Annotated in this window: 13 protein-coding genes; 9 read left to right on the top strand and 4 right to left on the bottom strand. The window is 64.6% G+C overall.

The genetic code is table 11. The features are described 5' to 3' along the window. Positions 1-59 precede the first annotated feature (59 nt). Genes AC1DWF_RS01520 through pdxA form a run of 4 tightly spaced genes read right to left on the bottom strand, consistent with a single transcriptional unit; the run spans position 60 to position 4,324 of the window. Positions 60-1,190 (bottom strand): iron-containing alcohol dehydrogenase, encoded by a 1,131-nt coding sequence (locus tag AC1DWF_RS01520; RefSeq protein WP_476782181.1) that lies wholly within the window; start codon positions 1,188-1,190, stop codon positions 60-62. A 43-nt stretch (positions 1,191-1,233) separates the two neighbouring features. Further along, positions 1,234-2,424 carry a sialidase family protein gene (locus tag AC1DWF_RS01515; protein ID WP_476788740.1) on the bottom strand — a complete coding sequence of 397 codons (1,191 nt, stop codon included), beginning with the start codon at positions 2,422-2,424 and terminating at the stop codon, positions 1,234-1,236. Positions 2,425-2,438: 14 nt separating this feature from the next. After that, the gene (locus AC1DWF_RS01510; protein WP_476782179.1) at positions 2,439-3,344 is read right to left on the bottom strand and encodes a dihydrodipicolinate synthase family protein; all 906 of its coding nucleotides are present in this window, start codon (positions 3,342-3,344) and stop codon (positions 2,439-2,441) included. Then, positions 3,341-4,324 carry a 4-hydroxythreonine-4-phosphate dehydrogenase PdxA gene (gene pdxA, locus AC1DWF_RS01505; RefSeq protein WP_476788739.1) on the bottom strand — a complete coding sequence of 328 codons (984 nt, stop codon included), beginning with the start codon at positions 4,322-4,324 and terminating at the stop codon, positions 3,341-3,343. The genes AC1DWF_RS01510 and pdxA overlap by 4 nt, the downstream gene beginning before the upstream one ends. Positions 4,325-4,701: 377 nt before the next feature. Here pdxA and AC1DWF_RS01500 point away from each other — a divergent pair, with 377 nt between their 5' ends. From AC1DWF_RS01500 to AC1DWF_RS01460, 9 genes are all read left to right on the top strand, one after another. Continuing rightward, on the top strand, positions 4,702-6,351 hold the full coding sequence (locus AC1DWF_RS01500) for an ABC transporter substrate-binding protein (protein WP_476782177.1): 1,650 nt from the start codon (positions 4,702-4,704) through the stop codon (positions 6,349-6,351). 79 nt (positions 6,352-6,430) lie between these two features. Continuing rightward, positions 6,431-7,387: an ABC transporter permease gene (locus tag AC1DWF_RS01495; RefSeq protein ID WP_476782176.1), complete on the top strand. Its 957-nt coding sequence runs from the start codon at positions 6,431-6,433 to the stop codon at positions 7,385-7,387. Position 7,388: 1 nt separating this feature from the next. Beyond that, on the top strand, positions 7,389-8,354 hold the full coding sequence (locus tag AC1DWF_RS01490; RefSeq protein WP_476782175.1) for an ABC transporter permease: 966 nt from the start codon (positions 7,389-7,391) through the stop codon (positions 8,352-8,354). Then, positions 8,351-9,361, top strand: coding sequence for an ABC transporter ATP-binding protein (locus AC1DWF_RS01485; protein ID WP_476782174.1), 1,011 nt, complete (start codon positions 8,351-8,353; stop codon positions 9,359-9,361). The genes AC1DWF_RS01490 and AC1DWF_RS01485 overlap by 4 nt, the downstream gene beginning before the upstream one ends. Beyond that, a complete protein-coding gene (locus AC1DWF_RS01480) occupies positions 9,361-10,353 on the top strand; it encodes an ABC transporter ATP-binding protein (RefSeq protein ID WP_476841395.1) in 993 nt (330 codons plus the stop codon). Before AC1DWF_RS01485 ends, AC1DWF_RS01480 begins: the two co-directional genes overlap by 1 nt. Then, entirely contained in the window at positions 10,350-11,432 is a 1,083-nt protein-coding gene (locus AC1DWF_RS01475; protein ID WP_476782172.1) for a four-carbon acid sugar kinase family protein, read from the top strand. Before AC1DWF_RS01480 ends, AC1DWF_RS01475 begins: the two co-directional genes overlap by 4 nt. After that, positions 11,429-12,214 (top strand): FadR/GntR family transcriptional regulator, encoded by a 786-nt coding sequence (locus tag AC1DWF_RS01470; protein ID WP_476782171.1) that lies wholly within the window; start codon positions 11,429-11,431, stop codon positions 12,212-12,214. Before AC1DWF_RS01475 ends, AC1DWF_RS01470 begins: the two co-directional genes overlap by 4 nt. A 51-nt stretch (positions 12,215-12,265) precedes the next feature. Further along, on the top strand, positions 12,266-13,228 hold the full coding sequence (locus AC1DWF_RS01465; protein WP_476782170.1) for a hydroxyacid dehydrogenase: 963 nt from the start codon (positions 12,266-12,268) through the stop codon (positions 13,226-13,228). A gap of 2 nt (positions 13,229-13,230) precedes the next feature. Continuing rightward, positions 13,231-14,316 (top strand): Ldh family oxidoreductase, encoded by a 1,086-nt coding sequence (locus AC1DWF_RS01460; protein WP_476782169.1) that lies wholly within the window; start codon positions 13,231-13,233, stop codon positions 14,314-14,316. The last annotated feature ends 369 nt before the right edge of the window (positions 14,317-14,685 follow it).

The raw sequence follows: 14,685 nt of genomic DNA, 5'->3' as shown, positions 1-14,685 counted from the left end.
CGATTTGCCTCCTCGTAGGGCATCATCAAATGCATGGAAATCCCTCACTCTGAGGCAATCTAGTGGGCCGCGCGATAGATCGAGAGAATGTCCGCCCGCGCCAGTTCGCGCGGGTTGTTGTCGAGCAGGCGGCGGATGGCGAAGGCGTCGTCGGCCATGGTCTCGAGATCGTCCTCCGGCACGCCCAGTTTCGACAGGCGCATCTCGATGCCGAGCGAGGCGCAATAGTCGTGCGTCGAGCCGAACACGTCTTGGACGGCATGGGCCTCGGGAAGCCCGAGCGCTGCTAGGACATGGCCTGTCTTTTCCGCCGCTGCCGGCAAGTTGAAGGCCAGCACATGCGGGAAGATCAGCGCGTTGGCAGCACCGTGGGCGATGTGCCAGCGCGTGCCCAGCGGATAGGCGAGCGCATGGCCACCGGCGGTGTTGACCGGGCCGAGGCAGAAGCCGCCATAGAGCGAGGCGAGCGCCAGGCCGGCGCGGGCCTCGACGTCGCTGCCGTCCTTCACCGCACGCGCGAGGTAGCGGCCGACCAGCTTCACGCCTTCCAGCGCGTAGAGATCGATCACCGGATGCGCCTTCTTGTTGGTGTAGGCTTCGACGCAGTGAGCCATGGCATCGACGCCGGTGGCGGCGGTGACGGCCGGCGGCACGGTCATTGTCAGAGCGGGATCGACGATTGCAATGTCGGCCAGCATCTCGATGCTTTCGATGGCGAGTTTGGCCTGGGTCTCTGGATTGGTGACGAGTGCGCGGATGCCGGCCTCACTGCCGGTGCCTGAGGTTGTCGGTACCTGGGCGAGGGCGACGCGGCGCCGTGCCGCCTTGCCGACGCCGACGATGTCCTGCAGCCGCTGGCCGCTGCCGGCCATGACCGAGACCAGCTTGGCGAGGTCCATGGCGCTGCCCCCGCCGAAGCCTATGATCAGGTCGGCCTCCGAACGGGCGGCCAATTCGAGCACCTTCTCCAGATTGGGCAGGTCCGGCTCAGGCCGTACCTCGCCGAAGACGACCGTTTCGACTCCGAGCGCGAGCGTGTCGACACGGGCGGCGTTGAAGGCGTCGGCGACGACGAGGGCCCTCTTGATGTTGCGGGCCTTGACCCAAGCGGCGAGCCGAGACACCACGCCGGGGCCGAACTCGATGACGGGCGGCCGAACGATCGTGATGGGCGTGTTGAGACCGTTCATAGTCAGTGCTCCAGCTGTATGTGACTGCCACCGCCGCGCATGGTTAGAACATTCTCGGCGAGAGGCGGATGTATTTGATGGCGCGGCGGAAATAGGTGAAGGCGACGTGGATCGCCCCGTCCGGGGCCGCGAGGACGGACGGGTAGGAGAACTCGCGGTTCAGCCCATCCTTGGAATTGTTGGTCAGGCAGAAGCCGTCGCCGGTCTCGAGATCGATGCGGCCGCCGAAGCTGTCGCCGCCGTCGGACGAGAAGGCGAGGCTGAGCGGCGCGCGCGGCACGCCCCAGACGGCCTTGCGCCCCTCCGGTTCCGCAGGCGGCACCGTTGCCTCTGGCTCGCCACCTTCGATCTCATCATAAAGCGACAGCCGCCGGTCCTCCGACATCGAGGCATTGGCATGGTTGTAGACGATGGCGATGCGGCCATCCGTTCGCACGGCCTGAACCGACGAGTTGTTGTTGGGCAGGTCAGTCGGCTCAGGCGCGCTCCAGCTGCGGCCGCCGTCATGTGAGCGGCTGCGCAGCACCTGCTCGGAGAAGCGGTTGCGGTAGAGCGCCACCATCTCGTCGCTGCCGAGCGGCACGATGTTCATGTGCACGGCGCCGATGCTGTCGGCCACGTCATGCATGGCCCAACTGGTGCCGGCGTCGGTGGAGATCAGCACGGCAGCGGTGTCGACATCGCCGCTCCAGCGCGTGCCTGGCACGCCGATGCAGCGGAATACAGGCAAGATCCATTCGTCGCGGCCGTTCACGATGATCGGTTGGCGCACGAAGGTGCCAGGGATATCGCAAAGCACCGACACCTCACCGAAGGTCTTGCCGCCATCGGAAGAGATGCGGCGCTTGACGACGGCGCCGTCCTGGTGGCCCGAGGTCTGCGAGGTGTAGAGCAGCCAGACCTTGCCGTCGGGCGCGTTGAACAGCATCGGGTTCTGTTCGGATTTCTGGGGGTCGTCCGACATTTTTTCCGGCGCCGACCATGTGTTGGACCCGGGTGCCAGCCGCGACATGTAGATCGAGATGTCGCCCATGCCTTCCATAGTGCCGCCGAACCAGACGCAGGCGAGCGTGCCGTCGGGCAGCAGCGAAAGGTTCGCGGCGTGGTTCTGCACCGTCGGCGACGGCAGGAAGGCTTCGGTGCGGCCGGGCGCTGTCGCCCGCACCTTGCCGTCCATGCGCGCCGCGACCTCCGCGTGGGTCATGACGGCTGCTTCCGCTTGCGCCGAACTCATGGCCATCTCTCCGCTCACGGTAGCTGTTCGAGCTGCGGGCGGAGCGCGGCGATGTCGCCGTCGCTCAGCCCGACCAGTGGCGGGCGCAGCCGCTGCCATGCCTTTTCGCCATGCTTGAGGCCAACCATCGCCTTGATGGTCGGGATCTGGGCGTAGCTATTGGAGAGGTTGCGCCAGGCGTTGATGCGCGCCTGCGCTGCTTCGACCTTGGCCTCTTCGCCAGGGTTGGCATGGTTGTCGAACACCGTGCGCAGCGAATCCGCGATCAGGTTTGAGGTGGCGGTGATGCAGCCGGCGCCGCCTTCGCGCAAAAGCGGCAGCATCAGCGGATCAGCACCTGGGAAGACGGCGAAGCCCGGATAGGCCTGCACCAGCGCCTGCATATTGGCGAAATCGCCCTTGGATTCCTTGATGCCGACAACCGTCTTTGGGAAAGCCTCGATAAGCCGGCCGACGAGCTCGACCGACAATGCAATGCCCGACACCTGGGGGATGTGGTAGAGCACGACCTTGAGCCGATCGTCTGCAACGCCTTCGAGGATGCGCGAATAGGCGTCGAACAAGCCATCGTCGGACACGACCTTATAGTAGAAGGGCGGCAGCATCACGACCTTGTCGATGCCGATCGAGAGCGCATGGCGGGTCAGCTCGATGGTTTCGGGAATGGCGGCGACGCCGGTGCCGGGCATCAACTTGTCAGCCCCAACGCCTGCCTTGACGACGCTTTCCAGCATCGCCTTGCGCTCGCCGAGCGAGAACGAGTTGGCCTCGCCCGTGGTGCCGAGCAGGGCGACGCCATGGCAGCCTTCATCGAGCAGCCTTTGGCAATGCTTGGCGAGCAGGCCGTGATCGGGCGAGAGGTCGGCGTTGATGGGTGTGGCGGCGGCGGAAAAGACGCCCGAGATTGCGAATTTCGTCATGCTGTCACCCGAGGCGTTCCGGCGAGCTTGCGCGCATAGGCGATCGCCGCATTCATGTTGACGTGGTTGGCCTTGCCGGTTCCGGCAATGTCGAAGGCGGTGCCGTGGTCGACCGAAGTGCGGTCGATGGGCAGGCCGAGCGAGATGTTGACGCCGGTTTCGAATGCAACCAGCTTCATCGGGATGTGGCCCTGGTCATGGTACTGCGCGACGACGAGGTCGAAGGCGCCGGAATAGGCGCGGTGGAAAACCGTATCCGGCGGCACCGGGCCGTAGGCATCGATGCCCTCGGCCTTGGCCGCGGCAACGGCAGGGGCGATGAACTGGTCATCTTCGGTGCCAAACAGGCCGTTTTCGCCGCAATGCGGGTTGAGGCCGGCGACCGCGATGCGTGGGCTTTCGATGCCGATGCGGCGCAGGTGGCGATAGCCGGTGCGGATGGTCTCGAGGATGCGCTCGGGCTTCACCCGCGCAATCGCCTCTTTCAGCGACACATGAGTCGAGACGTGAATGACCGACATGCGCTCGGCGGCGAGCAGCATCCAGGATGAGCGCGAGCCAGTCAGATGCGCCAGCATGCCAGTGTGGCCGTCATAGTGATGGCCGGCGAGGTTCAGTGCTTCCTTGTTGATGGGAGCGGTGACGATGCAGCCGATCTCGCCCGCGGTCGCTGCTTCCACCGCACGGGCGATGAAACGGAACGAGGCGTCGCCGGCGCGGATGTCGATCTTGCCGAAGGCGATCGGGTCGCCATCGATGGCGACATGCTCGACGGCAACAGTATTGGCACCGTCGGAGACAGGCGCAAACTTCAGCGGTGCGCTGACGATGCTGGCTGCCGCTTCAAGGCTGTCGCGGTTGCCGAACACGCGGATGGTGGCGCGGTCGGCGGCGCTCATCTCGGCCAGCGACTTGCAGATGATCTCGGGGCCGACGCCTGCCGGGTCCCCCATGGTGATGCCAATCGTGCGGCTCGTCATCGCTCCCTGTCCGTCTGTCTGCCGGCGACGCCCGTGGCGCGCGGCGATCTGGAATCCTCCCGAGCGCATGCACCCAGTGGGTGCCAACTGCACTTGGCCTATGGCCGGAAACTGACCACAAGCAGACAAGTTGTCAAGTTGCTTTTTCCTGATGAATTTGAATGATGGTCGCGTAGAGCCAATTAAATTATTGATTTTACGACATTAAATCTGCGTCATTTTACCGATAGCTAATTTTTCTGTGTCGCAAGCCAAAAAAATGAATTGACATGTTTACAATATGGCGGCATTTGTTCGGCCACGGTTGCCGCTTCCGCGTCTGTTGCCTTTCGACCGACCAGAGCATCGCCGTTCACGGGTTTCAGGGAGGAAATGTGATGTCGAAACGGAACACCGAGACTCAGTCGCGTGCCGGGATGAACCGCCGCGATGCGCTCAGGCTCGGCCTGGGCGGCGCAGTGGGCTTCACGCTGCTCGGCCTCAATGCCAAGATCGTCTTCGCGCAAGAAGGACAGGTGCTGAAGGTTGCCAATCCGGCCTTCAACCAGGACTGGTCTCCGTTGCGCGGCGGTGGCGTGCCCTATCGCTGGAACTCGGCCTGGTGGGCCTCGCCGATGTATTTCGACAGCGAAGGCAAGATCCATCCTTACGTCTTCACGAGCTGGGAAGGTTCGGCTGACTCGAAGACCTGGACTTTCAAGCTCGACCCCAAGGCGACCTTCTCCGACGGCAGCAAGATCACTTCGGCAGATGTCGCAGGTTCGTGGAACGTTGCGGCGATGCCCGGCACCAAGAGCCAGCGCGCAGACCAGGTGCTCGGCAAGGTCGCTGGCTTCGCCGAAGTGACCGGCGGCAGCGCCAACACCATTTCCGGCGTCACCACGCCTGACGAAGGCACCGTCGTCGTGACGCTGAACGAAGCCGACCCGATCTATTTCATGCGGGTTGCCAACCACATCGTGCCGATAACCAAGGCCTCGCAGTCGCGCGGCGAGGATGGCAACGAGATCCAGGACTGGTTCACGCCCGACGCAGGTGCCGTCTATTCCGGCCCGTTCAAGCTGACCAGCATCGACATTGACGGCGGCAAGCTGGTGTTCGAGCCGAACGAGAACTTCTTCGGGCCGAAGCCGAAGCTCGCCCGCATGGAGATCACCTCGATCGAGGACAACGTCACGGCCACCTCGCTGCTCAAGTCGGGTGAGTTCAACGCCCACACCGAGCTGGTCACATCTACAATCGTGCAGGATCTTGGCGCCGAGTTCGCCTCGGGTCCGCTGATCCCGACCAGCCAGCACTTCTGGTTCAATTCCAAGCGCGCGCCGATGGACGATCCGAAAGTTCGCCAGGCGCTGATCATGGCGGTCGACCGCGACGGCCTGATGAAAGCCTCGTTCCCCGACGGCCCGCACAAGAAGACCGACCAGGTCATCAACTCGGTACCCGGCGCCGATAATTCCGGCTTCGAGCCTTACCCCTACGATCCGGAAGGCGCCAAGAAGCTGCTCGCCGAGTCGACCTATGGCGGTCCCGAGCGCCTGCCCAAGATCCTGTTCGTCGGCATTTCTTCGCCGGCCAACGAGGCGGCCGCCCAGTTCATCGCCGAGCAGTGGCGCCAGAATCTCGGCATCACCGCCGTCGATATGAAGCCGCAGCAGGACGCTTATGCCGGCCCCGACCAGAACTCGGTGCAGATCTTCCGCGACGACGTCGGCACCCGCGTGCCGGATGCCGCAAGCTATCTCGCTGGCTCGATCGCCTCGACTTCGTCCAACGCCCAGAACAAGCTGGGCGGCTACAAAAACGACAAGGTCGACCAGCTGCTGGCCGAAGCCGCGACCAAGGCGGCGGACGATCCGCAGCGCATCGCCCTCGCCCAGGAAGCCCAGAAGGCCTTCCGTGAGGACTGGACCTTCATCCCCTGGTACGCGCAGGCGATGTCGCGCTGGGCCAATGCCAATGTGAAGGGCATCGACAAGAACCTCGACTGGCAGGTTGTCGCGCCTTGGGAAATCACCGTCGGCTGATGCCCCGGTAAAGCGCACGGGGGCTTGTCCCCCGTGCTACTCTCTCGAACTGATACCGTGCGGTGGGAGGCCGCCCGCCATGCTGCGTTATATTGCAACACGGCTGCTGCTGTGGATCCCGTCCGTTCTGCTGGTCATGCTTGCCGTCTATGCCATGGCCTATTTTGGCGCTGGCGACCCGATCAAGCTGATCTTCCTGCGTGCGCCCGGCGACGTCGCCTACAATCCCGAAAAGATCGAGGCGATCCGTGATGCCGCTGGCCTGAACCGGCCGTTCCTCGTCCAGTTCGGCAGCTACATCCTCAACCTCTTGCAGGGCAATTTCGGCAACTCGCTGACCTCGGGCCGCTCGGTCTGGGCGATGGTTTCGGCCGCCGCACCTGTCTCGTTCAAGCTCGGCCTCTGTGCCGTGGTGCTGACCGCAATCGTTGCGGTGCCCCTCGGCATGATCGCGGCGATGAACCAGAACACCAAGATCGATTACACGATCCTCGGTTCGGCGCTGTTCTTGTGGGCCATCCCCGCCTATGTCGCCGGTCCGCTTTTGATGGTGGCGCTGATCTTCGTCCTGCCCGGCGGCAAGGTTCCCTATGGCTGGGGCGGCGTCTTCGACCTGCGCATCCTGTTGCCGCTGCTCGTCCTCTCGTTTCAACCGATTGCACTGATCGTGCGCCAGACGCGCGCCGCCGTGATCGAGGTGCTATCTGAGGATTTCGTCCGCACCGCCCGCGCCAAGGGCGTGCCCGAAATGGTGGTGGCCTTCCGCCACATCCTCAGGCCCGTGCTGACGCCCGTCGTCACCCAGCTCGGCCTGATCATGATCACCATCGTCAACGGCGCGATCTTCGTCGAGCTGGTGTTCGGCCTCCCTGGCCTCGGCCGCTTGACGGTCTCGGCGCTCACAAATTCCGACTATCCCGTCATCCTGGCCATCACGCTGATCGGCTCCTTCCTGGTGATGCTGTCGAACCTTCTTGTAGACGTGCTCTACCCACTGCTCGATCCACGCGCCAACGACACGATGAGGAGCCGCTGAAATGACGATCACTCCCGTCAATCTCTCCTCGTCAGTGGCCGACGACGAGCTCCCCGTCAGCTTGTGGCGCGATGCCTGGCACCGCCTGCTGCGCAACAAGCTGGCGGTCGCCGGTCTCGCCGTTGTCATCCTGCTCGCCTTCGTCGCCGTTTTCGGCCCCTGGCTCACGCCCTACGACTTCCTCACCCAGGACCTCAACGCCCGCAACCAGGCGCCATCGCTTGCGCACCTCTTCGGCACCGACGATCTCGGCCGCGATGTGTTCTCACGCGTTGTCTATGGCACCCGAACCGCCTTCGTCGTGGCGATCGTGGTGACGACGATCGCCGTCGTCATCGGCGTCACCCTCGGCGCCATGGCCGGCTTCTTCGGCGGCCTGTTCGACCGCATCGTCATGTGGTTCACCGACATGACAATGTCTGTGCCCAACCTTCTGCTGGTCGTCGTCATCAACGCCTCGCTGAAGACGCCCATCACCGCATGGATGGAGGCGCGCTATCAGGCGACGCTCAACCCGTTTTACCGCGAAACCATCTGGGTCGACTTCCTGCTGGTATTCGGCTCGATGGCACTGATCAGTTGGCCACCCTATGCCCGCCTCGTCCGCGCCCAAGTGCTGTCGATCCGCGGTCGGCCTTATGTCACGGCGGCGCGCGCGCTCGGCCTGACCAACCGCCTCATCCTGATGCGCTACATCGTGCCCAACGCCATCGGCCCGCTGATCGTTTCGGTCAGCGCTGGCCTCGGCACCGCGATGGTTCTGGAAAGCGCCTTCTCCTTCCTCGGCGTCGGCGTCAATCCGCCCACGCCCAGCTGGGGCAACATGATCTCCGACGGCCTGCGCGTCTGGCAGCACTATCCACATCTGCTCGCCGCACCCGCAGCCGTGCTCGGCCTCGCCACTGTCGCCTTTTCCTTCCTCGGCGACGGCCTCAACGACGCTCTCAACCCGAGGGGCAGCAAATGACCGCTCCCGAAATCCAGAAGCCGCTGCTCGACGTTCGCGGCCTGACAATCGAGATCGAAACCCGCCGCGGCCCGGCCATCATCGTCGACGGCATCAACCTCACCGTCGGCAAGGGCGAGACAGTCGGCGTCGTCGGCGAATCCGGCTGCGGCAAGAGCCTGACCATGCTCTCCCTGGTGCGGCTGCTGCCAAACAAGATCAAGGTGAAGGGCGGCACAGCCGAATTCGCTGGCCGCGACCTGCTCAAGATGTCGAAGTCGGAGCTGCGCCAGGTGCGCGGCGGCAAGATCGGTTTCGTCTTCCAGGATCCGATGACTTCGCTCAACCCGGTCATGCGCATCGGCGACCAGCTCTGCGAGCCACTGATCTACCATCGCAACATGAACAAGGCTGACGCCCGCAAGCGCGCGATCGAATTGCTGAGGCTGGTCGGTATCCCGGGCCCGGAGCAACGTATCACGGCCTATCCGCACGAACTCTCGGGCGGCATGCGCCAACGGGTGATGATCGCCATGGGCCTTGCCTGTGACCCGGAACTGTTGATCGCCGACGAACCGACGACTGCGCTCGACGTCACCATCCAGGCGCAGATCGTCGACCTGGTGAAGGATCTGCGCAAGAAGCTCAACATGTCGGTGGTGTGGATTACCCACGACCTCGCGCTGATCGCTGGATTGGTCGACCGCGTCGCCGTGCTCTATGCCGGAACTGTAGTCGAGGACGCGCCGGTCGGCGAACTCTTCGCCCGGCCGACGCATCCCTACACGCGCGGCCTGCTGGCCTCGATCCCGAAGCTGTCCGACGAGCGCGCCAGCCGGCTGTCTTCTATCGGCGGCACGCCACCCGAACCGGGCCGCCGTCCGAAGGGCTGCCCGTTTGCGCCACGCTGCGCCCTGGCCGAAAGCATCTGCCACGAACGCGTGCCGGTGCTCGAGCCGGTCGCAGGCACCAGCGGCCACCGCGTCGCCTGCTTCGTCGCCCAGCGCCAGATGAAGGAGGCCGCGTGATGGCTGCCGAACCGCTGATCAGGGTAGAGAATCTCGTCAAGCATTTCGTCGTCCGCCTCGGCGCCTTCGGCGAGCGCGGCGCCACCGTTTATGCGGTGGACGACGTGAACTTCGACATCTTCGCCGGAGAGACCCTGTCGCTGGTCGGCGAATCCGGTTGCGGCAAGTCGACGACGGGCTTCACCCTGCTCAACCTGCAGAAGGCGACTTCGGGCAAGGTCATCTTCCAGGGCGAGAACATCGTCTCGCTCGACGAAAAGCGCATGCGGCCCTATCGCCGCGAGTTGCAGATCGTCTTCCAGGACCCCTATTCGACGCTCAATCCGCGCATGACCATCGGTGAGGTGGTGGGCGAGCCGATCCTGTTCCACAAGCTCTCCACCAGGGCCGAGCTGCCGGAGCGGGTGTCACGCCTGCTCGCCGATGTCGGCCTGCCCGCCCGTTTTGCCCAGCGTTATCCGCACGAACTCTCGGGCGGACAGCGCCAGCGGGTGGCGATTGCCCGGGCGCTGGCCTGCCAGCCCAAATTCATCGTCTGCGACGAGGCSRTCTCGGCGCTCGACGTCTCGGTGMAGGCGCAGATCATCAACCTTCTGCTCGACCTGCAGGAAAAATACGGGCTGACCTACCTGTTCATCGCCCATGATCTTGCCGTGGTCCGCCACATCAGCACCCGCGTCGGCGTCATGTATCTCGGCCGAATGGCCGAACTCGCGACCCGCGAGCAGCTGTTCTCCAACCCGCTCCACCCCTACACCAGGGCGCTGCTTTCGGCCGTGCCCGAGGCCGATCCGGAACTGGAAAAGACGCGCCAGCGCCAGATACTCACCGGCGACGTGCCAAGCCCGCTTGCGCCGCCCACCGGTTGCCGCTTCCACACGCGCTGCCCCATCGCCATGGACAAGTGCAAGGCGGTCGTGCCCGAATGGCGCGAGGTCGTTCCCGGCCACCACGTCGCCTGCCATGCGGTGGAAATGGAAGCGGCTGGATGACTCTGATGCTCGCCATCGTCGCCGACGACCTGACCGGAGCGCTCGACACGTCGGCGCCCTTCGTCGCGTCGGGCCTCAAGGTGGCGGTGGCAATGACCCCCGAAGCGACCGGCAAGGCGCTGGCGAGCGCTCCCGATGTCTTTGCCGTTAGCACGGCGTCGCGGGCACTACCCGCGGAAGTCGCAGCGGCAAGGGTGCGCGAAGTCGCTAGCCGGTTCATGCCGCATACGCCCGGCATCGTCATGAAGAAGATCGACTCCCGGCTGAAAGGCAATGTCGGCGTGGAAGCCGACGCGCTGGCCGAGGCATCGGGGCGCGATGCGCTCGTCGTGGCGCCTGCCGTTCCCGACCAGGGCCGCACGACGCGCGACGACGCTGTCGTCGGCCGCGGCGTCGATGCGCCAGTGCCGGTGCTGGCGACATTTGCCGGCCTGTCCAGGCGCGTCTCCGTGCGCAACGCCGCCAACGACGCCGATCTTGACCAAGTCATCGCCGATACCGACTGGAGCAACAACGTTGCGGTCGGGGCGCGGGGACTGGGTCTGGCCTTCGCCCGCCATCTCCACCACAACAGGAACTCTAGGCCCGCCGATGCACCGACAAGCGACCAGAACGTGCTATTCGCCTTCGGCTCGCGCGACCCCATCACCGACCAGCAGGTTGCCCGATTGGTCGATGATAATCCCCACGTTCAGCTCGTCGACGCCTTGAACGGCCGCTTCGCCTTGCCCGCCGACAGCACTCTGCCAACGGTTGTTCGCTGTACCGGTGACATGGTCGAGGAGCCGGCCCGCATCGCCGCGCGTTTCGCCATGGGAATAGCCGCGGCCGTTGAGCGGCTCCGCCCCTCCTCGCTTGTCATGGGCGGCGGCGACACGGCACTCGCCATACTTGGCGCGCTTGGCGCCGACGTGCTATTTCCGCAGGGCGAGGTGGCGCCGGGCTTGCCCTGGTTTACCATCGCGACACGCCATGGCGAAGGGCTGCGCTGTGTCGTGAAATCCGGCGGATTCGGGAAGGTCGCGGTTCTCTCCGACCTCTTGCGTATGCCGAGCCGGGAACAGGCGGAACACACATGACGACCGAATTGCAGCAGGACGGAACGGAGCCGGATGCGGCCGAAACCGGCGAAAAGCCGGGCAGCGGCCACAAGGGCGCTTCCAAGGCGCCGAAGCTGGTCGACAAGGTGTTCGACCAGCTGCAGGAGCGGATCGTCTCGGGCGAGTTCCCCTCGGGCTCTAAGCTGCCGGGCGAGCACGATCTCGCGACGCTGCTCGGCGTGTCACGGCCGGTGGTGCGTGATGCGCTGGGCCGCCTGCGTGACGTCGGCCTCGTCTATTCCCGCCAGGGCTCGGGAACCTATGTCCGCGTCTTCGACACCCAGAAGACCAGCCTCGGCTTCTCCCCGGTCAAGACGATCGCCGACATCCAGCGTTGCTACGAGTTCCGCCTGACAATCGAGCCGGAGGCCGCTTATTTCGCCGCTCTGCGCCATGACGCTGCCGCGATGCAGAAGATGCGCGCCGCTCTCTCCGAACTGCGCGACGCGACGCGCGACCAGACCCACCGATCCGATGTCGACTTCCTGTTCCATCGCTCGGTGGCTGAGGCCGCCAACAACCACTATTACACCGCTTGCCTCGACGCACTGCGCCAGCACATCGCCGTCGGCATGAATCTGCACGGTCTCTCCCTGATGGGGCCGCTGACCAAGCTCGAACAGGTCTATGACGAGCATCGCGGTATCTGCGACGCCATCGCTGCGGGTGAGGCGGAGCTGGCGCGCAACCGCATGCGCGAGCATCTCGAAGGCTCGCGCAACCGCTTGTTCGAAAACAAGGTGCTCGACCTCTCGCGCTGACCCCGGGTCGGCAGAACTCCAGCCGCTCAGGCGGCACGACAGGAAAGAACGATGACAACGACGATCGTTACAGTCGGCGGCCGGATGGCCGCCGAGGGCCTTGCCATGCTTGAAGATGCCGGAGTTGCGTGCATCTCGACGGAGCCTTATCCCGCGAAATCCGAAGTGCTGGAACTGATCGAGCAGCACCAGCCGGCAGCACTTGTGGTGCGGCTGGTGGAGCTGGTCGACAGCGACATGCTGTCGGCGTCGCGCAATCTCAGGATCGTCGCCAAGCATGGCGTCGGCACTAACGACATCGACGTCACTGCCGCAAAGGCGATGGGCATCCCCGTCGTCATGGCGACCGGAGCCAATGCCCATTCGGTGGCCGAACACGCGCTCGGGCTGATTCTGGCGCTGACCAAGGATTTTCTGCGCCAGGACGGCCATATCCGCAACGGCCTGTGGGACAAGAAGCTCTATGCTGGGCGCGAGCTGCGCGGCCAGAAGCTCGGCCTCGTCGGTTTCGGCCTGATCGGCCAGATCCTTGGCCGAATGGCCGCTCCTATCGGGCTGCAAGTCTCGGCCTACGATCCGTTCGCGCCGGACGAGGCCTTCGCCCAAGGCGTCACCCGCGCCGGGTCGCTCGATGTCCTGTTCGCCGAAAGTGACGTTGTCAGCCTGCACTGCCCTTTGACTGAGGGCACGCGCGGTCTGATCGGTGCACACGAGATCGGGCTGATGAAGCCCACGGCCATCCTCATCAACACTGCGCGCGGCGAGGTCGTCGACGAGCCGGCCCTGATCGCTGCCCTTGAGGCCGGGCGCATCGCCGGCGCCGGCCTCGACAGCTTCGCCGAGGAGCCGCCGGTCGCAAGCCTGCTTTGGCAGCTGCCCAACGTCCTGCTTACGCCCCATGTCGCCGGCGTCACCGAGGACGCGCGCCGCGCCGTCTCGATCATGACCGCCGGCAACGTGCTTGCCTTCCTCCGCGGCGAGCAGCTCGCCCAGAATCTCTATGCAAGGGTATGACCATGGCCTCCGATGACACGCGTCACGACGTCGATACGCTGACCGACCTCGCTTTCGCCATCTTCAAGGCGGCGGGCCTCGAGCCTGACAAGGCCCATGCAGTGGCCGAGATCCTGGTCGAAGCCGACCTGATGGGCCACACCACCCATGGACTGGCATTGGCGCCATGGTATCTCGACAGCATCCGCAACGGCGTCATGACCAAATCAGGCGCACCCCGGGTGATCTCGGATCGCGGTGCCTGCGTCGCCTGGGACGGCTTGCGCCTGCCCGGCGCCTGGCTGACGGCGACGGCGATGGACCTCGCCGTCGAGCGCGCCGCGACCTACGGCACCGTCACCGTCGCCATCGGTAACAGCCATCATATCGGCTGCCTCGCCGCCTATCTCACCCGGGCTACCGATCGCGGCTATATCGCGCTGCTGACAAGCTCCAGCCCGTCGGGCGCTTCGGTCGCCCCGTTCGGCGGCACGCGCGGCGTCTTCACGCCGAACCCCATCGCCGCCGGCATCCCGACCGACGGCGACCCGATCCTGATCGACGTCAGCGCCTCGATCACCACCAACAATATGAGTTCGCGTCTCATCGCCGAAGGGCGAAAGTTCGAGCACCAATGGCTGCTCGACCGCGATGGCAAGCCGACAGACGATCCGAATGTGCTGAACGACGGTGGCACCATCCTGCCCGCCGGCGGGCTCGACCACGGCCAGAAAGGCTACGCACTGGCCATATTGGTGGAGGCGCTGACCCAGGGACTCGCCGGCTTCGGCCGTGTCGACAAGCCTGAGGGCACCAACGCTTCAGTCTTCCTGCAGGTCATCGACCCCAGCGCTTTTGCCGGGGAAGCGGCATTTGTCCGCCAGACCGGCTGGCTGGCTAATGCGTGCCGAAACAACCCACCGAGGCCAGGCGTCGACCGAGTAAGGTTGCCTGGCGACAGCGCTGCCAGGCGCAAGCAAAAGGCGCTCGTTGAAGGCATAGGTCTACATGAGGGGGTCCTCCACAAATTGATTGCAGAAGCCATTCGGCTTGGCGTCGACGCCAGGCCCGGCATTCAAGATGCCTTGCTGCTCGACGGACGCGTTTAGTTCTGCAAAAAATCTGAGTGGTCAATCGATAACGAGGCAGCGCGAAACTCCGTTATTTCAGATGGCGGCGGATAATGGAGATCGCGCGCAGCTGAACGCGCTGATCGACCGCCGCTTCAATGATCCCTTAATGACAGCGGCGAAGACACCGAAGCCGACAAGCTGGCCCGGGCCAGGCACCGCTACTGGGCGCTGTCTTCTACAGCACGCCGGCGTTCGAACTAGCCTGGGAGAGCTTCGCCAGCACAAGGACACCCTACTCGCGATCCAGGATCGTGTGGGCCTTTTTGGCTACGACAATGAGGGGCAGGTACCCGCTTTGTCGGCGAAGACGATCTATCGCGTTATGGACAGTTTCGTTGGCAAGTG

This window comes from Aminobacter sp. P4_D5, assembly GCF_056401815.1.
Note: the sequence above shows the minus strand (reverse complement) of the source record. Positions and strands in the feature narration are given on the sequence as shown.

Coding starts and splice junctions, on each gene's coding strand:
- AC1DWF_RS01520 (WP_476782181.1), bottom strand. CDS start 1,190: ATGAACGGTCTCAACACGCCCATCACGATCGTTCGGCCGCCCGTCATC.
- AC1DWF_RS01515 (WP_476788740.1), bottom strand. CDS start 2,424: ATGAGTTCGGCGCAAGCGGAAGCAGCCGTCATGACCCACGCGGAGGTC.
- AC1DWF_RS01510 (WP_476782179.1), bottom strand. CDS start 3,344: ATGACGAAATTCGCAATCTCGGGCGTCTTTTCCGCCGCCGCCACACCC.
- pdxA (WP_476788739.1), bottom strand. CDS start 4,324: ATGACGAGCCGCACGATTGGCATCACCATGGGGGACCCGGCAGGCGTC.
- AC1DWF_RS01500 (WP_476782177.1), top strand. CDS start 4,702: ATGTCGAAACGGAACACCGAGACTCAGTCGCGTGCCGGGATGAACCGC.
- AC1DWF_RS01495 (WP_476782176.1), top strand. CDS start 6,431: ATGCTGCGTTATATTGCAACACGGCTGCTGCTGTGGATCCCGTCCGTT.
- AC1DWF_RS01490 (WP_476782175.1), top strand. CDS start 7,389: ATGACGATCACTCCCGTCAATCTCTCCTCGTCAGTGGCCGACGACGAG.
- AC1DWF_RS01485 (WP_476782174.1), top strand. CDS start 8,351: ATGACCGCTCCCGAAATCCAGAAGCCGCTGCTCGACGTTCGCGGCCTG.
- AC1DWF_RS01475 (WP_476782172.1), top strand. CDS start 10,350: ATGACTCTGATGCTCGCCATCGTCGCCGACGACCTGACCGGAGCGCTC.
- AC1DWF_RS01470 (WP_476782171.1), top strand. CDS start 11,429: ATGACGACCGAATTGCAGCAGGACGGAACGGAGCCGGATGCGGCCGAA.
- AC1DWF_RS01465 (WP_476782170.1), top strand. CDS start 12,266: ATGACAACGACGATCGTTACAGTCGGCGGCCGGATGGCCGCCGAGGGC.
- AC1DWF_RS01460 (WP_476782169.1), top strand. CDS start 13,231: ATGGCCTCCGATGACACGCGTCACGACGTCGATACGCTGACCGACCTC.